General features: G+C 63.5%; 16 protein-coding genes. 6 read left to right on the top strand and 10 right to left on the bottom strand.

All coding sequences use genetic code 11. From position 1 onward, the window contains the following. Positions 1-125: 125 nt before the first annotated feature. The 3 genes from PspTeo4_RS18000 to PspTeo4_RS17990 all read left to right on the top strand — a co-directional run bounded on the left by PspTeo4_RS18000 (position 126) and on the right by PspTeo4_RS17990 (position 3,185). On the top strand, positions 126-497 hold the full coding sequence (locus tag PspTeo4_RS18000) for a translation initiation factor Sui1 (protein WP_322365273.1): 372 nt from the start codon (positions 126-128) through the stop codon (positions 495-497). Positions 498-648: 151 nt separating this feature from the next. Then, complete coding sequence (gene speA, locus PspTeo4_RS17995) at positions 649-2,562, top strand: arginine decarboxylase (RefSeq protein ID WP_322365272.1); 1,914 nt, start codon at positions 649-651, stop codon at positions 2,560-2,562. A 224-nt stretch (positions 2,563-2,786) separates the two neighbouring features. Next, positions 2,787-3,185 (top strand): hypothetical protein, encoded by a 399-nt coding sequence (locus PspTeo4_RS17990; RefSeq protein ID WP_322365271.1) that lies wholly within the window; start codon positions 2,787-2,789, stop codon positions 3,183-3,185. Positions 3,186-3,377: 192 nt separating this feature from the next. Here PspTeo4_RS17990 and PspTeo4_RS17985 read toward each other — a convergent pair whose 3' ends face one another. Beyond that, a complete protein-coding gene (locus PspTeo4_RS17985) occupies positions 3,378-4,715 on the bottom strand; it encodes an MATE family efflux transporter (protein ID WP_322365270.1) in 1,338 nt (445 codons plus the stop codon). A 171-nt stretch (positions 4,716-4,886) separates the two neighbouring features. Between PspTeo4_RS17985 and PspTeo4_RS17980 the strand changes: the two genes are divergently transcribed. Further along, on the top strand, positions 4,887-9,788 hold the full coding sequence (locus PspTeo4_RS17980; RefSeq protein ID WP_322365269.1) for an alpha-2-macroglobulin: 4,902 nt from the start codon (positions 4,887-4,889) through the stop codon (positions 9,786-9,788). Between the two features lie 123 nt (positions 9,789-9,911). On the opposite strand, the gene PspTeo4_RS17975 is transcribed toward PspTeo4_RS17980, so the two are convergent. Continuing rightward, a complete protein-coding gene (locus tag PspTeo4_RS17975) occupies positions 9,912-10,205 on the bottom strand; it encodes a hypothetical protein (RefSeq protein WP_322365267.1) in 294 nt (97 codons plus the stop codon). 77 nt (positions 10,206-10,282) lie between these two features. Here PspTeo4_RS17975 and pbpC point away from each other — a divergent pair, with 77 nt between their 5' ends. Both pbpC and PspTeo4_RS17965 read left to right on the top strand, forming a co-directional pair. Then, positions 10,283-12,637 (top strand): peptidoglycan glycosyltransferase PbpC, encoded by a 2,355-nt coding sequence (gene pbpC / locus PspTeo4_RS17970; RefSeq protein ID WP_322365266.1) that lies wholly within the window; start codon positions 10,283-10,285, stop codon positions 12,635-12,637. Positions 12,638-12,728: 91 nt separating this feature from the next. Next, positions 12,729-14,399 carry a ShlB/FhaC/HecB family hemolysin secretion/activation protein gene (locus PspTeo4_RS17965; RefSeq protein ID WP_322365265.1) on the top strand — a complete coding sequence of 557 codons (1,671 nt, stop codon included), beginning with the start codon at positions 12,729-12,731 and terminating at the stop codon, positions 14,397-14,399. Between the two features lie 21 nt (positions 14,400-14,420). Here PspTeo4_RS17965 and PspTeo4_RS17960 read toward each other — a convergent pair whose 3' ends face one another. From PspTeo4_RS17960 to PspTeo4_RS17925, 8 genes are all read right to left on the bottom strand, one after another. Next, positions 14,421-15,203: a response regulator gene (locus PspTeo4_RS17960; protein WP_416196963.1), complete on the bottom strand. Its 783-nt coding sequence runs from the start codon at positions 15,201-15,203 to the stop codon at positions 14,421-14,423. A gap of 114 nt (positions 15,204-15,317) precedes the next feature. Beyond that, positions 15,318-15,788 (bottom strand): A24 family peptidase, encoded by a 471-nt coding sequence (locus PspTeo4_RS17955; protein ID WP_322365263.1) that lies wholly within the window; start codon positions 15,786-15,788, stop codon positions 15,318-15,320. Positions 15,789-15,890: 102 nt separating this feature from the next. Continuing rightward, positions 15,891-16,460 carry a DUF4136 domain-containing protein gene (locus PspTeo4_RS17950; protein WP_322365262.1) on the bottom strand — a complete coding sequence of 190 codons (570 nt, stop codon included), beginning with the start codon at positions 16,458-16,460 and terminating at the stop codon, positions 15,891-15,893. Positions 16,461-16,479: 19 nt separating this feature from the next. Then, positions 16,480-17,112, bottom strand: a complete 633-nt coding sequence (locus PspTeo4_RS17945; RefSeq protein ID WP_322365261.1) for a DUF4136 domain-containing protein — start codon at positions 17,110-17,112, stop codon at positions 16,480-16,482. 22 nt (positions 17,113-17,134) lie between these two features. After that, on the bottom strand, positions 17,135-17,884 hold the full coding sequence (locus tag PspTeo4_RS17940) for a methyltransferase domain-containing protein (RefSeq protein WP_322365260.1): 750 nt from the start codon (positions 17,882-17,884) through the stop codon (positions 17,135-17,137). Beyond that, a complete protein-coding gene (locus PspTeo4_RS17935; RefSeq protein ID WP_322365259.1) occupies positions 17,881-18,186 on the bottom strand; it encodes a MazG-like family protein in 306 nt (101 codons plus the stop codon). Before PspTeo4_RS17935 ends, PspTeo4_RS17940 begins: the two co-directional genes overlap by 4 nt. Positions 18,187-18,250: 64 nt before the next feature. Then, positions 18,251-19,102, bottom strand: a complete 852-nt coding sequence (locus PspTeo4_RS17930; protein WP_322365258.1) for a MaoC family dehydratase — start codon at positions 19,100-19,102, stop codon at positions 18,251-18,253. Positions 19,103-19,104: 2 nt separating this feature from the next. After that, positions 19,105-20,457, bottom strand: a complete 1,353-nt coding sequence (locus PspTeo4_RS17925; RefSeq protein ID WP_322365257.1) for a 3-oxoacyl-ACP reductase — start codon at positions 20,455-20,457, stop codon at positions 19,105-19,107. Positions 20,458-20,480: the final 23 nt, after the last annotated feature.

Genomic DNA, 20,480 nt, shown 5'->3' with positions numbered 1-20,480 from the left:
TCGTTACACTGCGCGCCCTTTTCGGGCTGCCGCAGGTCTTGTGGCAGTAGCGCCGCCCCTGCCAGAGTGGGGCTTCGCGGTCGGCTCCCGCCGACCAGTTTTTGTCCTCAGCAAGAGGAACAAAAGTGGCCAAGAAAGCTTCTTCCTTCTCCGCCCTTGGCGGTCTCGTGTACTCCACCGATGCCGGCCGGCATTGCCCCGACTGTGGCCAGCCCGTGGACGCCTGCACCTGCAAGCAGTCCGTGATTCCCGAAGGGGACGGTATCGCCCGTGTGCGTCGTGAAAGCAAAGGCCGTGGCGGCAAGACCGTGACCACTGTCACCGGCGTCCCGCTGCCTCTCGACCAGCTCAAGGAGCTGGCCTCCACCCTCAAGCGCCGTTGCGGTACGGGTGGCGCCTTGAAAGATGGCGTGATCGAGATCCAGGGCGATCACGTCGAGTTGCTCATCGGCGAGCTGACCAAGCAAGGCTTCAAGGCGAAAAAGTCTGGCGGTTGATGCGGCCGCGCGATTTTTTGCCCAGCGCTTTCTAAACTCGTTCCCGTAGGAAGGGTCTATCCCTGAGCACGGAGAATCGTCATTTTCAGCTTTTACACTGCGCCCGCCTCCTTACGGGGCAGTGTCTTCGACTTCTTTATAGGGGACTTGAATGTCCGTACGACGCACACGCAAAGACGATGGTAGCCAATGGACCGTGGCCGACAGCCGCAGTGTTTATGGCATCCGCCATTGGGGCGCTGGTTATTTCGCCATCAATGAAGCCGGGCGCGTCGAAGTGCGCCCCAACGGGCCAAGCAGCGCCCCGATCGACCTCTTCGAGCAAGTTCAGGAATTGCGCCAGAGCGGCCTGTCGCTGCCACTGCTGGTACGCTTCCCAGACATTCTGCAGGACCGCGTGCGCCAACTGACCGGCGCTTTCGATGCCAACATCGCGCGCCTGGAGTACCAGAGCAAGTACACCGCGTTGTACCCGATCAAGGTCAACCAGCAGGAAGCGGTGGTGGAAAACATCATCGCCACCCAAAACGTGTCCATCGGCCTGGAAGCCGGTTCCAAGCCCGAGTTGCTGGCGGTGCTGGCACTGGCGCCCAAGGGCGGGACCATCGTCTGCAACGGCTACAAGGACCGTGAGTTCATTCGCCTGGCGCTGATGGGGCAGAAACTCGGCCACAACGTGTTCATCGTCATCGAGAAAGAGTCCGAAGTCGGCCTGGTGATCGAGGAAGCCGCCGAGCTGAAGGTCAAGCCGCAGGTCGGCCTGCGTGTGCGCCTGTCGTCGCTGGCGTCGAGCAAGTGGGCAGACACCGGTGGCGAAAAGTCCAAGTTCGGTTTGTCTGCCGCCCAGTTGATCTCGGTGGTGCAGCGTTTCCGCGACGCCGGCCTGGACCAGGGCATCCGCCTGCTGCACTTCCACATGGGTTCGCAGATCGCCAACCTGGCCGACTACCAGCACGGTTTCAAGGAAGCCATTCGCTACTACGGCGAACTGCGCGCGCTGGGCTTGCCGGTCGACCATATCGACGTCGGCGGCGGCCTGGGTGTGGACTACGACGGCACTCACTCGCGCAATGCCAGCTCCATCAACTACGACATGGACGACTATGCCGGCGTCGTGGTGGGCATGCTCAAGGAGTTCTGCGACGCGCAGGGCCTGCCGCACCCGCACATCTTCTCCGAGAGCGGCCGCTCGCTGACCGCGCACCACGCCATGCTGGTGATCCAGGTGACCGACGTCGAGAAACACAACGACGACGTACCGACCATCGAGAACAAGGAAGCCTTGCCGGAGACCGTGCAGTGGTTGGCTGACTTGCTCGGCCCGACCGACATCGAGATGGTCACCGAGACCTACTGGCGTGCCACCCACTACATGGGTGACGTGGCGGCGCAGTATGCCGATGGCAAGATCAGCCTGGCCGAGAAAGCCCTGGCCGAGCAGTGCTACTTCGCCGTGTGCCGTCGCCTGCACAACTCGCTCAAAGCCCGCCAGCGCTCGCACCGCCAGGTGCTGGACGAACTGAACGACAAGCTGGCCGACAAGTACATCTGCAACTTCTCGGTGTTCCAGAGCCTGCCGGATACCTGGGCCATCGGCCAGGTGCTGCCGATCATCCCGCTGCACCGCCTGGACGAAGAACCGATGCGTCGTGCGGTGCTGCAGGACCTGACCTGCGACTCCGACGGCAAGATCAACCAGTACGTCGACGAGCAGAGCATCGAGACCAGCATGCCGGTGCATGCGGTCAAGGAAGGCGAGGATTACCTGCTGGGCGTGTTCCTGGTCGGCGCTTACCAGGAGATTCTGGGCGACATGCACAACCTGTTCGGTGATACCGATTCGGTGAACATCTACCAGAATGCCGATGGCAGCGTGTACCACGCCGGTATCGAGACCCACGACACCATCGAGGACATGTTGCGCTACGTGCACCTGTCGCCGGAGGAGTTGATGACCCACTACCGCGACAAGGTGGCCAGCGCCAAGATCAGCGCCCGCGAGCGGACCCAGTTCCTCGATGCGCTGCGGTTGGGGTTGACCCGGTCTTCGTACTTGTCTTCGTGACATCCAAAGAGCCCGCGATTATCGCGGGCTCTTGCTTTCTCCCCCAATGAGTCGGCAGGCACTTGTTCATCAGTTTCCTTTCATAGCGGTGGGAAAGGTCGTACAGCGCGCACAGATACAGCTTCTGCAATACGCATTTTTGGAATGGTTATATCGAGATGCTTCTGAAGGTATTCAGAGGCAACGGCTACAGGATCAACCTGTTTTAGTGCGCGAGAGAAACCATGACTCTGAATGATCGAATGCTTAAAGCGGTATACGAAGAAGCTGTGTACAACGCCTTCAACTTCATCAAGGGGGCGGCTGATACCGATGTCAGAAAGGTGTCAGCTCCACTTCATATGCTCAGCTCCTTAGAGGGCGAAGCCAGGGAAGCAACAGGGCAATATTTTGCACTGTTGTTGACGGTGAAGGCGGAGAAACAAGCCCTTACCCGCCAGCTGCAAATGGCCCTGAATGAACATCTAGGCGAACTGTGGAACGTTGACTTGGCGGTTGATGGCGTTATTGGCCCAGCCACCGCAGACGCGTTTACGGGGTATACCACCGAAGCGATGGTTGAGGTGTTCAAGCAACTTAGCAAATATTTGTTGGATGTTATTGGCCCAGGTCAGCGCGCGTGAGTGGGCATTAATTTCTATTGGGCTTGCCGCAACATTTTCGGTGCTTGGCAGACCGAGCGCCGCGCGGGTGGCGCTCGATTTTCGTACCCACTCAAAACTCAAGTCAGGCCTCTTCCCCAGCATTCCGGGAAGAACCATTAATTTGGGTCGACCTGGTTTTTGTACCTGCCCTCCTGATGATCCCAAGGGCTGCTATGCAGCCCACTTGTCTCGCTGCTTCAATCTCCACCCCACCCACCCCAGCGTCACCGCCCGCAACGCCATGAAGCCCAGAAACGCCAACCACAATCCATGGTTGCCGAAGCCACTCAATGCAAGCGCCAGGGGCAGCGCGACCAGCACTGAAACCAACATTGCATTACGCATTTCCCGCGCCCTTGTGGCACCGATGAATAACCCGTCGAGCAGATAACTCCACACCGCAATCAACGGCAGTACAGCCAGGTACGGCAGATATGGGTAGGCCGCTGCCCGCACACTGTCGATGTCGGTCTGAAGGTCGATGAACAGGTGCCCGCCGATCAGGAACAGCACGGCAAAGCCCAGGCTGGTGATCAGCGACCAGCCACAGGCCACCACCAACGAACGGCGCAGGGTGTTGCGGTCGCGGGCACCGATGGCATGGCCGCACAGGGCCTCCACGGCGTGGGCCAGGCCATCCAGGGCATAGGCGGTCAGCAGCAGGCCATTGAGCAGGAGGGCGTTGGCCGCCACCGTGGCCTCGCCCAGGCGTGCGCCCTGCACGGTAATCAGCAGGAACACCATCTGCAGCGCAAGGCTGCGCAGGAAGATGTCGCGGTTCACCGCCAGCAGTGGCCGCCAGGCTTGCCAGCGCTTGAGCGCCGCCCAGGCGACCTGGCCCGGGTAGGCGCGCAGGGCGGGGCGGGTGAGGGCCAAGCCCAGCAGGGCAGCGCTCCACTCGGCGATCACCGATGCCCTTGCCGACCCCAACACCCCCCAGTCCAGCCCGAGGACGAACCACAGGTTGAGCACGATGTTGAGCAGGTTGGTGGTCAGCAGAATGGCCAGTGGTGCCCTGGCGTTCTGGGTGCCGAGGAACCAGCCCACCAGCGCATAACTGGCGAGTGCGGCCGGCAGGCCCAGCAGGCGAGTGTGGAAGAAGTCTTCGGTGGATTGTTGCAGGGCCTCGCTCGGCTGCATGGCGTGCAGTGCCAATTGGCTGAAGGGCAGGGCAACCAGGCCGATGAGCAGTGCGAGGCCGATCGCCAGCAGCAGCCCTTGCACCAGCACCTGCCGCAGCGCGGCGCCGTCGGCGCGTCCGGCGGCCTGGGCGGCGAAACCTGTGGAACCCATGCGCAGGAAACCCATCAGGCCGACCATGAACGTGAACAAGGTGGCGCCTACAGCGACTGCACCGAGTTGATGGGCGTGGGGCAGGTGGCCAATCACCGTGCTGTCGACCAGCGCCACCATGGGCACCGAGATGTTGGAGAGAATCATCGGCGCGGCCAGGCCCCATACTTTGCGGTGGGTGAGGCGGTCGCGCCAGTCGTTGGACAGTTGGGACATGGATATTCCTGTAGGAGCTGGCTTGCCAGCGATTGGGGTGCGCAGCGCCCCTGAATAGGCTGGCAACATTCTAATGGCCAGCCCACTCATCCGCTCAACCACCGGTGCCGTCCCTGCCTTTGCGCTATAGTTGCAGCCCTCACGTACACGCTGCCAAAGAGTTCCCACTCCATGTTCAACAAAGGATTGTTGCTGGCCTGCGCGCTGGCGTTGCTCAGTGCTTGTGACGGCTCCGCGCCGGAAAAAGCCAAGTCGACCGAACCTGCTGCCACGAGCGCGGCGGTCGAGGCGCCGGCATCCAAGCGCGAAGACCCGGCCGTGCTCGCGAAACGCTACGAGGGCCGCGAACTGAGCGTGTTGGATGTGTCCGAAGTTCAGCTCGACGGAGCCAGCACGCTGTCGATCAGTTTCTCGGTGCCGCTGGATGCCAAGCAGGACTTCGCCACCAAGGTGCACCTTGTGGACACTGTCAAAGGCAAGGTCGATGGCGCCTGGGAGCTTTCCGACAACCAGATGGAACTGCGCCTGCGCCATCTTGAGCCACAGCGCAAGCTGGTGTTGACCGTCGACAAGGGCCTGCTGGCAGTCAACGGCAAGACGCTGGACAGCGAGTCGGTGAGCCGCCTGGAAACCCGGGACATGCAGCCCACCGTGGGCTTCGCCAGCCGCGGTTCGCTGCTGCCGACGCGCCTGGCCGAAGGCCTGCCGGTCATCGCCCTTAACGTCAACAAGGTCGACGTCGAGTTCTTCCGCATCAAGCCGGACATGCTCTCCAGCTTCCTGGTCAACTGGGGCCGCAACAGCAGCCTGTACTACTACCAGTCCAAGGAAACGTTGGAGATGGCCGAACTGGTCTACAGTGGCCGTTTTGACCTCAACCCTGCGCGCAACACCCGCGAGACCGTGCTGTTGCCGATCGCCGGAATCAAGCCGCTGCAGGAGCCCGGCGTGTACCTGGCAGTAATGCGTGCCTCAGGCACCTACGACTACTCGCAGCCAGCGACATTGTTCACCCTCAGCGACATTGGCGTTTCCGCCCACCGCTACCATGACCGTCTGGATGTATTCGCCCAGGCACTCGAAGGTGGCAAGGCGCTGAAGGACGTCAACCTCGAACTGCACGATGACAAGGGCAAGCTGCTGGCCCAGGCCAAGACGGATGGCCAGGGCCATGCGCAGTTGCCCATCACCGCCAAGGCCGACACCCTGATCGCCACCCAGGGCGTGCACACCACGCTGCTGCGCCTGAACACGGCGGCACTGGACCTGGCCGAATTCGACATCACCGGGCCTCAGGCCAACCCGCTGCAGTTCTTCATTTTCGGCCCGCGCGACCTGTATCGCCCTGGCGAAACGGTGCTGCTCAATGGCCTGCTGCGCGATCAGGATGGCAAGCCGGTCAAGGCTCAGCCGGTCAGCGTGGAGGTGCGTCGCCCCGATGAACAGGTGAGCCGCAAGTTCGTCTGGGAGGCCGATACCAATGGTCTTTACCAGTACCAACTGCAACTGGCTACGGAGGCGCCGACGGGCCGTTGGCAGTTACTGCTCGACCTCGGCGGCGGGCGCAAGCAGGTTTATGAATTCCTGGTCGAAGACTTCCTGCCTGAGCGCCTGGCCCTGGAACTCAAGGGCAGCAGCAAGCCGCTCGCGCCTGAGCAGGATGCACGCATCCAGGTCAATGGACGTTACCTCTACGGCGCCCCGGCCGCGGGCAATCGCCTGAGTGGTCAGGCTTATGTGCGCCCACTGCGTGAAGCCGTGCCGGCCTTGCCGGGTTACCAGTTCGGTTCGGTGACCGAGACCGAGCTGAACCAAGACCTGGAACTCGATGAAGTGACCCTCGACCAGGCCGGGAAAGCGGTGGTCGATATCGAGAGCCGCTGGGCCGAGGCCCGTTCGCCGCTGCAACTGACGGTGCAGGCCAGCCTGCAGGAGTCTGGTGGCCGACCGATCACTCGGCGCCTGGAACAGCCGATCTGGCCTGGCGAAAGGTTGCCGGGCCTGCGTGGCCTGTTCGACGGCGACGAGACCGACAGCGATGGCCCAGTGGAATTCGAGTTCCTGGTGGCGGATCGTGACGGTAATAAGCTTGCGGCGAACGACCTCAAGGTCAGGCTGATTCGCGAGCGCCGAGACTACTACTGGAACTATTCGCAGAGTGATGGCTGGAGCTACAACTTCAACGAGAAGTTCCTCACGCAAAGCGAGGAGACAGTTAGCGTCAAGGCAGGCTCCACGGCCAAGATGACCTTCCAGGTCGAGTGGGGGCCTTATCGTGTAGAAGTGGAAGACCCGGAAACCGGCCTGGTTTCCAGCGAACGCTTCTGGGCCGGGTATCGTGCGCAGGACAACGCCGAAGGCGGCGCGGTGCGCCCAGACCAGGTGAAGTTGGCCCTGGACAAACCTTCCTACGCCGATGGCGCCACTGCAAACGTCACCGTGACGCCTCCAGCGGCAGGCAGTGGTTACCTGATGGTCGAGTCCAGCGATGGCCCGCTGTGGTGGCAGGAGATCGACGTTCCCGCCGAGGGCAAGACCTTCGAGGTCAAACTCGACAAGCAGTGGGCCCGCCATGACCTGTATGTCAGCGCCTTGGTGATCCGCCCCGGTGAACGCAAAGCCAATGCCACGCCCAAGCGGGCAGTGGGCGTACTGCATCTGCCGCTGGACCGTGCCGAGCGCAAGCTTGCCGTCACCTTGCAGGCCCCCGAAAAGATGCGGCCGAAACAGCCGCTGACAGTGAAGTTCAAGGCCGCCAACGCCGACGGCAGCCACCCGAAACAGGTTCATGTGCTGCTGTCCGCAGTGGACGTGGGTATTCTCAACATCACCGATTTCAAGACCCCGGACCCGTTCGCCAGCCTGTTTGGTCGCAAGGCCTATGGCGCTGATCAACTGGACATCTACGGGCAGTTGATCGAAGCCGGCCAGGGCCGCCTTGCAAGCCTGGCGTTCGGTGGTGATGCCGCGATGGCCAAAGGTGGCAAACGCCCCAACACCACGGTGACCATCGTCGCCCAGCAAAGCGTGCCGGTAACCCTGGACGAAAATGGCGAAGGTCAGGCCACGGTCGATATCCCCGACTTCAACGGCGAACTGCGCCTGATGGCTCAGGCCTGGAGCGAAGAGCACTTCGGCATGGCCGAGGGCAAGACCGTTGTTGCTGCACCATTGATTGCCGAACTCGCGGCGCCACGCTTCCTGGCGGGCGGCGACCAGACCAGCCTGGCGCTGGACCTGGCCAACCTGTCGGGCCGCGCCCAGCAGTTGAATGTCGAGCTTCGTGCGCAAGGCCAACTGAGCCTGATGTCGAGCGCCCAGCAAACGGTCGCCCTGGCTGAAAGCCAGCGCACCACGCTGATGATTCCGGTACAGGCCCAAGGAGGCCTGGGCCAGGGCAAAGTGACCGTGCGGGTCAATGGCCTGCAACTGCCGGGCGAGCCGTCCAATACCTTCGAGCGTGAATGGACCTTGGGTATTCGCCCAGCCTATCCGGCCATGCTCAAGCACTACCGGGTGGCCCTGAAGGATCAGCCCTGGAGCCTGCCGGAGAGCGACCTGGCCGCCTTCGAACCAGCCGGCCTGGAGGCCAGCCTGGCGTTGTCGAGCCGGCCGCCGCTGAACCTGGCCGAGCAGATCCGTGCACTGGAGGCCTACCCCTACGGTTGCCTGGAGCAGACCACCAGCGGTCTGTACCCCTCGCTGTACGCCGATGCCGAGAGCCTCAAGCGCCTGGGCATCAAGGGTGAACCGACCGAGCTGCGCAAGCGCAAGATCGAGATGGGTATCGAGCACCTGTTGGGCATGCAACGCCACAACGGCAGCTTCGGTCTGTGGAGTTCGGACAGCGAAGAAGAGTACTGGCTGACCGCCTACGTCACCGACTTCCTGATGCGTGCCCGCGACCAGGGCTACGGCGTGCCGGCCGAGGCATTGAAAAAGGCGAGCGAGCGACTGTTGCGCTACCTGCAGGAGCGCAACCTGATCGAGGTCGATTACAGCGAGAACGCCGAGCACACCCGTTTTGCCGTACAGGCCTATGCTGCGCTGGTGTTGTCGCGCAGCCAGCAGGCGCCACTGGGTGCCCTGCGCAGCCTGTTCGAGCGGCGTGCCGATGCGCGCTCCGGGCTGCCGCTGGTGCAACTGGCAGTGGCGTTGGACAAGATGGGCGACAAGCCGCGTGCCGATCAGGCACTGCAGGCTGGCCTGGGCATCAGCCGTGGCAAGGGCTGGATGGCTGATTACGGCAGCGCGCTACGGGATCAGGCGCTGATTTTGGCGCTGCTGCAGGAGAACAACCTGGCCAGCAACCAGGTCGATCAGCGGCTGTTCGCTCTGTCCGATGAACTCGCAGCCAACCGCTGGCTTTCGACCCAGGAGCGCAATGCGCTGTATCTGGCAGGTCGCGGCTTGCTCGGCAAACCGGAGGGGCAGTGGAAGGCACGCCTGGACAGCGCAGGTGAGATTCGCGAGTTCAACAATACCGAGTCGGGCATGAAGCTCGAAGGCCCGCTGCTGGCCTCGCCGTTGAGTGTGCAGAACGAGGGCAGCGAAACGCTGTACCAGCAACTGACGCTATCGGGGTACCCACGCCAGGCACCTGCAGCCGGCGGTAACGGCATGGAGATCCGCCGCGAGTACCTGGGCATGAATGGTCAAGCGCTGGACCTGCACAACCTGCGCAGCGGTGATCTGGTGCTGGTGCACCTGGCGCTCAAGGCCGAGAACGCTGTGCCGGACGCACTGGTGGTCGACCTGCTACCTGCGGGCCTGGAGCTGGAAAACCAGAACCTGGCGCAGAGCGCGGCGAGCCTGGACAACGCCAGCAGTGCGGTGAAACAGTGGCGTGAGTCGATGCAGAATGCCAGTGTGGTGCACCAGGAGTATCGTGATGATCGTTACGTGGCAGCGCTCAAGCTCGACAGCTATGGCACCACGCACTTGCTCTACCTGGCGCGTGCTGTGACGCCGGGCAGCTACCGCGTGCCGCCGCCGCAGGTCGAGTCGATGTATCGGCCGAACCTGCAGGCAGTGGGGGATGGGCAGGGTGAGATGGTGGTGAAAGCGCGGTGAAGAAGGGGCTGCTTTGCAGCCCATCGCAGGCTTCGCCAGCTCCCACTGGTATCTTGCCGTCGAACTTTTGATTTCTTCGTGGGAGCTGGCGAAGCCTGCGATGGGCCGCGATGCGGCCCCGGATCAATGGATGATCCAGCTCATCACCCACAAACCCAGCAGCAACCAGATGATCCCTGCGATGATCGAGGCGCGCATGAAGGCGCGGATTGCCGAGTAAAGCAGCATCAGGCCAACGATCAGCGCCAGGATGCTGAGCAGCGAGGTGTCCATGCCCAACGTGCGTGCCAGGCCGTCGATGAAATTACCCCCGGCGTTGGCCAACAGGTTGAACAGCCCGCTCAAGGCGTCGACGATGAAGCGGATCAACGACCCCAGCGCCTGGCCCAGCCACTCGAAAAAACCTTCTACATGCATAGTTGCTTCCTGATGATCGAATCGGCGAAGTTACCGATTCCAAGCCTTTGGCCATCACCTGGCCAGGTCGGTTCCCGATGCCAAGCTTAACCCGCCTGCGCCCCCGTGCGGGGCGCTTGCTGCGCGGTTTCGCTCTGGCGCTGGCGTTGGCGGCCGGCTTGTTGTGGTTGGCCGACCGCATCTGGCCATTGCCCATGCCGGCGGATGACCTCGCGCGGGTAGTGCTGGCCGAAGACGGCACGCCGATGTGGCGCTTCGCCGATGCTGATGGCGTGTGGCGTTACCCGGTCAGCCCTGAAGAGGTCTCGCCGCTGTACCTGCAGGCGCTGCTGACTTACGAGGACCGTTGGTTCTACCGCCACCCCGGTGTCAACCCGCTGGCCCTGGCACGGGCTGCCTGGCTCAACCTGCGCGGCGGGCGTGTGGTGTCCGGAGGCAGTACCTTGTCGATGCAAGTGGCGCGGTTGCTCGACCCGCATGATCGAACGCTGGCCGGCAAGCTGCGGCAACTGTGGCGCACCGCGCAGCTCGAATGGCACCTGTCCAAGGGCGAGATTCTGCAGATCTACCTCAACCGTGCCCCGTTCGGCGGCACCTTGCAGGGTGTGGCGGCGGCCAGTTGGGCCTACCTGGGCAAGTCGCCGATGCACCTGACCCCAGCCGAGGCGGCGCTGCTGGCGGTGTTGCCACAAGCGCCCAGCCGCCTGCGCCCTGACCGTCACCCGGCGCGTGCCCAAAAGGCCCGCGACAAGGTGCTGCAGCGCCTGGGCGAGTATCAAGTGTGGCCCGCGCAGCAGATCAAGGAGGCTGCCGAAGAACCACTGCTGTTGGCCCCACGGCAGGAGCCGGCGCTGGCGCCTTTGCTGGCGCGTCGACTGAACACGGCCAACAGCCCGCCATTGATCCGCACCACCCTGGATGCGAACCTGCAGCGGCGTCTCGAGGACCTGTTGCTGGGCTGGCGTGCACGTTTGCCGGAGCGTACGTCGGCGGCGGTGCTGGTGGTGGAGTCGCAGACCATGGCGGTGCGAGCCTACCTGGGCTCCATCGACCTGGCCGACGAGCGTCGGTTCGGACATGTCGACATGGTGCGCTCCCTGCGCTCGCCCGGCTCGACCCTCAAACCATTTCTCTACGGCATGGCGCTGGACGAGGGCCTGATTCATTCCGAATCGCTGCTGCAAGATGTTCCGCGTCGCTATGGGGACTATCGCCCTGGCAACTTCTCGATGGGCTTCAGCGGGCCAGTGGCGGCCAGTTCGGCGCTGGCTCTGTCGCTGAACCTGCCTGCGGTGCAGTTGCTCGAAGCCTATGGCCCCAAGCGTTTCGCCGCTGAACTGCGCAACGCGGGCATTCCGCTGGTGCTGCCGCCTTTGGCCGAGCCCAACCTGTCGTTGATTCTCGGAGGGGCAGGCAGCCGTCTGGAAGACTTGGTCGGTGGTTACGCCGCGTTGGCCAGAGCTGGCAACAGTGCCCGGGTACGCCTGCAGCCCCAGGACCCCTTGGCGGAACGACGCCTGCTGTCGCCAGGCTCGGCCTGGATCATCCGGCGCATTCTCAGCGGCCAGGCACGTCCTGATCGTGATCCGCATGCCGAGTTGGTCCAGCGCCCGCAGTTGGCCTGGAAGACTGGGACCAGTTACGGCTTTCGCGATGCCTGGTCGATTGGGGTTGGGCCGCGTTACCTGATTGGTGTGTGGATCGGTCGCCCGGACGGCACGCCAGTGCCTGGGCAGTTCGGCCTGGCATCGGCGGCGCCGTTGATGCTGCAGGTCCATGACCTGTTGAGCAACCGCGACAGCCAGCGTGGCATCGCCGCGCCGGTGGAGCAGGTACCGCAGAGCGTTGGCGTGGCAGCCATCTGTTGGCCGCTGGGCCAGCCGATGAACCGGCAAGACCCCAACTGCCGTCGCCAGCGCTTCGCCTGGACCCTGGACGGCACCACCCCGCCGACACTGCAGGCGGCCGACCAGCCCATCGGGCTTGGGCTTCGGGAAAGCGTGTGGGTCAACGACCAAGGGCTGCGTGTCGACAGCACATGCCCCGGTGCCAAGGCCCGAGAGATCGCTCTGTGGCCAGCGCCACTCGAACCCTGGCTGGCGCGCAGCGAGCGCCGCGCCGCCCGACTGCCGGCCGTGGACCCTGCCTGCCCGCCACAGGTGGCCGCCAGTGCGCCGCCATTGTCGATCGTCGGTGTGCGTCCAGGGGACAACCTGCGGCGGCCAGCCACCAGCAGCGAACCCCTGCAGTTGCATGTTTCGGCCCTGGGCGGTGGCGGGCGACGCTGGTGGTTCCTCAACGGCCAGCCGCTGGGCGAAACCGAGGGGCAGGACAGTTTGCTGGTGCGCTTCGACAATGCCGGGCAGATCGAACTGAGTGCGTTGGACGAGAGCGGTGAAACCGCGCGGGTGGCGTTCCAGGTCAACGAGTGACCGTTCGACGTTTGCCGGGCCAGCACCTACGCTTGCAAGTGACGGGTGTGACCGGCGGCGTCCCGGTGCCCAAGGGATCATGGAGCGTCCTATGCGTCCTCTGGTCGTGCCCCTGTTGCTGCTGTCTTGGGCCAACCTGGCCCATGCCGAGCTATTGCCCGGCTTTCTCGACAGCCACGAAAACGAACGCCGCCTGCCTGCCGCGAACCTGCCGGTGGACGCTTATCGTCCCGTGGCACCCGACCTGCGCCTGGCGTTACCTGTCGCCAAGCAGGCAGCAGCAATGCCGAGCGATACCCGGCTGGTGCTGCACAAGGTGCGCTTCGAGGGCGGTACGGTGTACCCGCTCAGTGACCTGCGCGAGCACTATCAGCCGTTGATTGGCCGGGAAACCACCTTTGGCGAGCTGCAACAGTTCACGGACCGCCTCACACAACGTTATCAGCGTGACGGCTACCTGCTTTCGTACGCCTATCTGCCACCCCAGGACCTCACCGATGGTCGGGTGCAAGTGGTGTTGGTCGAAGGCTACATTCACGACTATCGACTTGAAGGAGACATCGGTCCTGCCGCCGATTACCTCGAGCAGTTGCTGACCCGGCTGAGGGCCGAACGTCCGCTGACCCGCAAGACACTCGACCATTACCTGGGCTTGGCCGAGCGTGTTCCAGGTATAGCCATCGAGGCCGAACTGCCTCCTACCGGACAAACTGACGGTGCCACCGAGTTGACCGTTCGTGCCCGGCGTACGCCGTTCGGCGCGGCATTGACCTTGAGCGATGGTAGCCGCGACGGGCCACAGGCGTTGCTGGGGGTTTCCAGCAGGTCGCAGACCCGCTTCGCCGAACAGTTCGCAGCCAGCATCGTGCTGCCACCGGGTGACGAACACACCCATTACCAGCATGTCGAGTACAGCCAGTATCTGGATGCCGAAGGCAGCCAACTGTTGCTGTCGGCCACACGCTACCGCAGCGAGCCGCATACCCGTGTTCGTCTGGACCATGGCGGGACCCTGACCCAGCATCGTGAAAGCGACCGCTATGCCATAGGCCTGAGTCAGCCAGTGACCGTCGCGCCGGATGAATGGCTGGTGGTGGCTGGACATTTCTACGCCGTGAGTGAGCACATCGAGGGTCGGCCGGAGCAGGGGACGCCAGCACGCAACAACGCCACCTCGCTACGCGCGCTGTCGTTCGGGGGCGACTGGCGCCAGGCAGACCCTCGTCGACTGCGGATCGTCAGCGCCGGGGTCCATCAAGGCCTGGATTACCTGGGTGGCCACAGCGATGCCGACTACGACCTCGACTTTTTGCGCCTGCGCCTGTCGGGCCTGCAAAGCGACCAGCTGTTCGATAACTGGCAGGGCGTGGTTTCGGGGGCGTTGTACTGGAGCGATGACAAGTTGCCCGACAGCGAGAGGGCAGGGTTTGGCGGGCAGAACTTCGGCCGTGGTTACCCTCGGGAGCAGGCGGCGGGCGACAAGGGTTGGGGCGTGGCCTACGAGCTGAACTACAGCTTTCACCCAGACGGCCCATGGCTCAAGCATGTGCAGCCCTACGCGGTGATCGATAGCGCACGCGCCTGGTACAACGCAGGGCATTTCGAGGATGCCAGGCTGACCTCGGCGGCACTGGGCGTGCGCCTGGGTGACGGGCGCCGCGGCAGTGTCGCCGTGGAAGTGGCCAAGCCCTTGGCGGATGTGGCGCTCGACAGCCTGGATCGCGGGCCACGCTGGACCCTGACCTTCAGCTTCCAGCCCTGAGCATGGCCGTCAACGGAGCCCTCAATGGGTGGTGAAACGCTGGTGCACCGGTGACGAACTCGGCGTCAGCGCCAACGCCAGCTGGGTGCGGTTGTGCATGTGGGTCAGGCGCAGCACCTGGGACACATACAGCTTGACGGTGTTCTCGGTGATGCCAAGCTCGCAGGCAATCTGGTAGTTGGTCTTGCCTTTGCTTACCAGCTTGGCTACTTCCAGCTGGCGTGGCGAGAGCTTCTCGAAGTCAGGTGGTAGCTCGGTTTCGCCTTCCTCGGCATCGCTGGCGCGACGGTGTACGCCTTGGCCACGGGCTTTTTCCAGGTCCTGGTAGAGTTCGTCGATCGACTCGGCCAGCTCCTGCAGACGCCGGTTCAGGCCACCCAGGTCGCGGAAGTTGCTCTGGCGTTCGAGCAATGACTGTTCCTGGCGACGAACGCCTTCGAGCAGTTCATCGAGGTCCATCGGTTTTTGGTAGTAGTCGGCAAAACCCTCGCGCAGCGCGCGGATGACGTCCTGTTTCTCGGCTCGTCCGGTGAGCATGATCGCCTCGAACAGGCGCTCGCGCCCGGCGATTTCCTTGAGTGCGCGCACCAGTTCGATGCCATCGCGCTCGGGCATGTGCAGGTCGCACAGCACAAGGCCAATGGTTTCATCCGCTACGTAGCATTCGATGGCCTGGTCGGTGGAATAGGCCGGCACACAGCGATGGCCGTGGGCTTCGAGAAACTCGCACAACTGTTCGACAATCACAGGCTGGTCATCGACAACCAGTACCTTCACCTCACTCGATGGCTTGCTCACGATCAACTCCCTGTTCGTAATCGGCCCTGCTCCCGGGCCAGACGCTCTGGCAGTTAGAAAAGTAGTCGTACTTCTCGATTATGTACAAGGTTTGTACAACAGATCGGACAGTAGAAGCCGCTATTGGATCCATACGGCAGTGAGAAGAAATCCGGCCAGCACGTACGGGACGAAGGCTTGTTTGTCGCCCATCTGCTCGGTCAGGGTCTGCAATCGCTTCTTTACCTTGGGGTTCAGCAGGGTCCATAGGCGTCGTCGGGTGAGCAGCCACAGCAAGAGGCTGATACCGGCGCCAATGAAGGTGCCGAGCACGTATTGGTAGCTGGTGGCCAAGGCCAGCGCGCCCATCAACTTGACGTCATCGGCGCCGAAGTGGCCAAGCATGTAGCCGGGCAGGGTCAGCAGCATGACGATGGCCAACGCCCAGCCCGCATCGCTGGCATCGGCGCCGATCCAGCTGTGCCCGGTGCTGAACAGCCACACCAGCGCACAGGCGGCCACACCCAGGGTCAGCAGGTTTGATATCTGGCGTTCGCGGACATCTTGTTCGGCGCACAAGGCAAGCCACATCAGGAGAACAATGCTTTGCATGGGCGGGTCGCCATCCCTATTCGTTGAACTGATCTACCCGGTCAGTCAGGTTTCAATAGTCAGGGTAGACGGAATCCGACGAACGGGCATGGCGACGGTGCACTATTTCGCGCTTCCCGGTGGGTACTTGCTCAGCACCTGGGTGACGGTTTTCTGAATGGCGGTGTTGCGTTCTTCAGGGCTTGGGGGGTAGTTGTTCATGATCTGTTCGGCACTGGCGCGCCACACCAGCTTGCCATCGCGGCTATCGAACATGTCGACCTGGATGGTGGCAACCTTGTAATCGACACTGCGGGTTTCGTTGTACATCGGGCCACCCCAGTAACCTCCCCAGTATCCCCCCCAGCCGCCGCCATAGTTGGTGGTGATCTGTTGTTGGCGCTGCTCGACGATCAGGTAGGCGCGAACCATCAGGTCAGGCCGGGCACTGCCCTGTGCCGGGCGCAGGCCACGTTGATCCAGCTCGCTGGCAACCGCCTGGCGGATGCGCTGCTCGGTCAGGTCGCTCTTGATGCGCGGGTCGTCTGGCTGGTACTGCAACCCAGGCTCCTGCCACGCCCAGCTGCGATAAGCGGCGAAATCGCGGCTCGCGTCGAAATCCTGTTGGACGTTGTTGCCCGCGCAAGCGGTGAGCAGCAGCGCGAATGACAGTAGAACGAGACGGCGCAACATGATGGTTCTCCGTTAGACGTTAACTGGGAGGATAGCCGCTGAGCGCCTTGTGCACCGATTCGCGCAGGGCCTGTTCGCGATCACGTGGTGAGTCCTTGTCGCTACCGCTTTCGGCGCTGGCGCTCCATACCGGTTGGCCGTTGCGGGCGTCGAACAGGTCGATGCGCACCACCATCACCTCGACCTCGTAGGTGCGTACGACGGGCACGCTGCCGTAGGCGCCGTAGCCATTGCGGTAGCCGCCGAAGCCAACGCCGCCATAGGGGTAAGGGCCGTAGTAGGGGTCATAGTCGTAATCGCGAACCTGGCGCAGACGCCGTTCCAGGCGCATGTCGGCGCTGACCAGCAGGTCGCCGGTACCGGCTCTGGCCGGTCGTAGTCCATGCTGGTCGAGAGCACCGCTGACGGCATCGGCCAGTTGGCCGGGGTCGGCGTTGGCACTGGCGCTGGGCAATTGGCCGTTGCGCCAGCTCCAGCTGCGGTAATGCCCATAATCACGGGCCGGTGCCGGGTAGGCACTGGCATCGAAAGTGGTGGCGGCCTGGGCCGGTGCTGGTGGTAGCGGGCGGCTGCTAGCGACATAAGGGTTGGTGCCTTGGCAGGCAGCCAGGGCAAGCGGCAGCAAGGCCAGGCACAGCAAACGGTACGGCATGTAGTCCTCCCGGCGGGCGGGGTCAGCGGGGTCGGCAGATCCAGTGCAGGTAGCGTCCCAAGCCGGCGAAGCTTGGATGACGGCGGTGGGCCAGTTCCATTTCCAGCAGGTCGAGCAACTCGGCCTTGTCCTGGAACTCCTTGGGCATGTAGTCGTGGAACACCCTGACACCACTTTCACTGTCGACTTGCCACATAGGATCAAGGTGCGCCTTGAGTTCACGCGGATCAAGTGGTTTCTGCGGGGTCAGGCTCTGCTTTTCACCCTGCAATTTATTGCTGCGCAATTTGCGGAAGTGGCCTTTGAGCAGGTTGCGGTAGACCAGAGCATCACGGTTGTAGAAGGCCAGCGACAGCCAGCCGCCCGGCGCGGTGAGCTGGTGCAGCACAGGCAGGATGCTTTCGGGTTCGGCCAGCCATTCGAGCACGGCGTGGCACAGCACCAGGTCGTAAGGTTCGGTCAATTGGCCCAGCAGGTCTTGCCAAGGGGCCTGGATGAAGGTGGCCTGCTGCCCAGCTTCGGCGAAGCGCGCCTGTGCGCCTTCGAGCATCGGTGCGGCGGGTTCTGCCAGGGTCACCTGGTGGCCGCGCTGGGCCAGCCAAAGCGCCATGTGGCCAAGACCCGCGCCGATGTCGAGCACCCGCAGAGGGCGGTCGGGCAGGGCATCGGCCAGGTCGGCCTGGAGCACGGCCAGGCGGATCGCGCCCTTGGCGCCACCGTAGATTTTTTCCGCGAAGCGGGTGGCCAGCTCATCGAAGTGACGGTCGTTCATCGGGCGAAGCGCCTCTCGCTGTCGGCCAGCTTGGCGCGCACAACTTGTTCCATGTCCAGGCCCAGCTCGCTGCACAGCAGCAACAGATACAGGACCACGTCGCCGACTTCCTGGCCGGCGTGGGCGAGTTTGTCCGCAGGCAGTTGGCGCGACTCGTCCTCGCTCAGCCATTGGAAGATTTCCACTAGCTCGGCCATTTCCACGCTGGCGGCCATGGCCAGGTTCTTCGGGCTGTGGAAGCCGCGCCAGTCGTTGTTGTCGCGAATCTGGTGCAGGCGTTCGGTGAGTTCTTGCAAGTTCATCGGGGCTCTCCTAATGCTGCATAGCTTCGGTGGAGGCCTGGAGCAAAGCAAGTGGATTCGGGGGCTAGAGTTGCCCCCAGCGCCCGACCATATGCAGCAACTCGCCATGCCCATCGAGCCGCAGTTCACCGCTCGCTCCCGCTTCGCTGGCACTTAGCACCACTTCCGACGGCAACCGCACCGGCTTCAGGAAGTCCACCTCGAAGCTGTAGCCGCTGTTCGGCAAGTGCGTGCGTAGCGCCGCCAGGGCCATGGCCTTGCTCCACATGCCATGGGCGATGGCCTTCGGGAAGCCGAACAGACGAGCGCTGGCAGCACTGAGGTGGATCGGGTTGTAATCACCGCAAACCTTGGCATAACGCCGGCCGATATCGCTATCGGCGTACCAGCGAGTGGCTTCTGGCAACTGTTCGGCCTCAAGGTTTGGGGTTTCATCGGGTTGCCCTTCGAGGCGCAAGCCGCGCACCAGCATCCGGCTGGTTTCACGCCACAGCAGGCCGAGGCCATCTTCGGCCTCGGTGATCAGGTCGAAGGTGCCGCCCTTGGCGTGCGGCTGAAGATTGTCGGCGTAAACGGCAAACCGCAGTCCGTCGATGCCGCCCAGTGGCCGCAGCACTTCGATGCGGTTGTGCACATGCACCAGCCCCAGTAGCGGAAACGGAAAGTCATGGGCAGTCAGCAGTTGCAGTTGCAGGGTAAAGGCCATGATGTGCGGGTAAGTGCCCGGCAGGCGGCCGTCATCGGTGAAGTGACAGAGACGGCGATAGGCCGCGAGGTTGCCGTGCTGGACGCGAAGGAAGCAACGCAGGCCAGCCCCCGGCAGCGTGTCGCCGCTGATCTTGCGCTTGCTCGCCGCGCGCAGGTACAGGCTGGCGCGAGCGTCCGGGCTATGCAGGTCGTGCCAATGTCGGTCCATGTTCACGCCCCTATCAATGCCTGGCCGCATACTCGCAGCACCTGGCCATTGACCGCGCCGGAGCCAGGCTGGCTGAGCCATGCGATGGCTTCTGCGACGTCCTGAGGGCGCCCGCCCTGGCTCAGTGAACTCAGGCGACGCCCGGCCTCACGTAGCCCCATGGGTATGGCGGCGGTCATGTGCGTTTCGATGAAGCCCGGGGCCACGGCATTGATGCTGGCGCCCCGTTCGGCGAGCTTCGGTGCCCAGGCCTGGGCAAGCCCGATCAACCCGGCCTTGCTCGCCGCGTAGTTGGACTGGCCACGGTTGCCGGCGATGCCGCTGACCGAAGCCAGTAGCGTGATGCGTGCAGCGTCGCCCAGGGCGCCGGCGTCGTACAACGCCTGGGTCAGTATCTGCGGCGCCTTGAGATTGACCGCCAGCACGGCGTCCCAGTACTCCGGCGTCATGTTGGCGAGGGTTTTATCGCGGGTGATGCCGGCGTTGTGCACGACGATATCGATACCGCCGGGCAATGCTTCGAGCAACTGGGCGGCGGCATCGTTGGCGCATATATTCAGGCCCAGTGCCTTGCCGCCAAGGCGGGCAGCAAGGGCGTCAAGGTCTTGCTGGGCTTGTGGCACGTCCAGCAGCACGACTTCGGCACCATCACGCGTGAGGGTTTCGGCGATGGCGGCACCAATGCCGCGTGCTGCTCCGGTGACCAGAGCGCGGCGCCCACCCAGCGGGCGGGTCCAGTCCTGCACCTGACTGGCGCAGGCTTCAAGGCGCAGCACCTGGCCAGAAATGAATGCACTCTTGGGCGAAAGGAAAAAGCGCAGGGCGCCTTCGAGCTGGTCTTCTGCCTCGGGTGCCACATACAGCAACTGCGCGGTCGCGCCGTTGCGCAGCTCCTTGGCCAACGAGCGGCTGAAGCCCTCCAGGGCACGTTGCGCAACGCGGGCCAGCGGGTCGTCGAGGCTTTCCGGTGCGCGTCCGAGGATCACGACATGGGCGCAGTAGGCCAGGCTGCGCAGCAATGGCTGGAAGAATTCGCGCAACTGCTTCAACTCGTCGCCGTCGGACAAGTGACTGGCATCGAACACCACAGCCTTGAGTTTCGGCCCAAGGCCGGCGACCCAGGCGGGCGCCTGCAAACCTTCGCCATTGAAGCTGTAGATGTCGTCGGTCAGGCGCGGGGCGATAGCTTCGACCTTGTTTGCCAAAGCCCCGCCACCCAGTACCAGAGCGCCCTCGACCGGGCGCAGTCGGCCGGGTTGCCAGCGCTCCAGAGGCGCTGGGCGCGGCAGGCCAAGGGCATCCACGAGGCGACGGCCGAGGTTGGAGTTGGCGAAGCCGAGGTAGCGATCACTCATGTGCGGTCTCCCTGAATGCAAGC

Origin of the sequence: Pseudomonas sp. Teo4, assembly GCF_034387475.1 — a bacterium.
Taxonomy (GTDB): Bacteria; Pseudomonadota; Gammaproteobacteria; order Pseudomonadales; family Pseudomonadaceae; genus Aquipseudomonas.
Note: the sequence above shows the minus strand (reverse complement) of the source record. Positions and strands in the feature narration are given on the sequence as shown.

Bases quoted from the DNA above. Each gene is read 5' to 3' on its own strand.
- speA (WP_322365272.1), top strand. From the start codon at position 649: ATGTCCGTACGACGCACACGCAAAGACGATGGTAGCCAATGGACCGTG.
- PspTeo4_RS17990 (WP_322365271.1), top strand. From the start codon at position 2,787: ATGACTCTGAATGATCGAATGCTTAAAGCGGTATACGAAGAAGCTGTG.
- PspTeo4_RS17985 (WP_322365270.1), bottom strand. From the start codon at position 4,715: ATGTCCCAACTGTCCAACGACTGGCGCGACCGCCTCACCCACCGCAAA.
- PspTeo4_RS17980 (WP_322365269.1), top strand. From the start codon at position 4,887: ATGTTCAACAAAGGATTGTTGCTGGCCTGCGCGCTGGCGTTGCTCAGT.
- PspTeo4_RS17975 (WP_322365267.1), bottom strand. From the start codon at position 10,205: ATGCATGTAGAAGGTTTTTTCGAGTGGCTGGGCCAGGCGCTGGGGTCG.
- pbpC (WP_322365266.1), top strand. From the start codon at position 10,283: ATGCCAAGCTTAACCCGCCTGCGCCCCCGTGCGGGGCGCTTGCTGCGC.
- PspTeo4_RS17965 (WP_322365265.1), top strand. From the start codon at position 12,729: ATGCGTCCTCTGGTCGTGCCCCTGTTGCTGCTGTCTTGGGCCAACCTG.
- PspTeo4_RS17955 (WP_322365263.1), bottom strand. From the start codon at position 15,788: ATGCAAAGCATTGTTCTCCTGATGTGGCTTGCCTTGTGCGCCGAACAA.
- PspTeo4_RS17950 (WP_322365262.1), bottom strand. From the start codon at position 16,460: ATGTTGCGCCGTCTCGTTCTACTGTCATTCGCGCTGCTGCTCACCGCT.
- PspTeo4_RS17945 (WP_322365261.1), bottom strand. From the start codon at position 17,112: ATGCCGTACCGTTTGCTGTGCCTGGCCTTGCTGCCGCTTGCCCTGGCT.
- PspTeo4_RS17940 (WP_322365260.1), bottom strand. From the start codon at position 17,884: ATGAACGACCGTCACTTCGATGAGCTGGCCACCCGCTTCGCGGAAAAA.
- PspTeo4_RS17935 (WP_322365259.1), bottom strand. From the start codon at position 18,186: ATGAACTTGCAAGAACTCACCGAACGCCTGCACCAGATTCGCGACAAC.
- PspTeo4_RS17930 (WP_322365258.1), bottom strand. From the start codon at position 19,102: ATGGACCGACATTGGCACGACCTGCATAGCCCGGACGCTCGCGCCAGC.
- PspTeo4_RS17925 (WP_322365257.1), bottom strand. From the start codon at position 20,457: ATGAGTGATCGCTACCTCGGCTTCGCCAACTCCAACCTCGGCCGTCGC.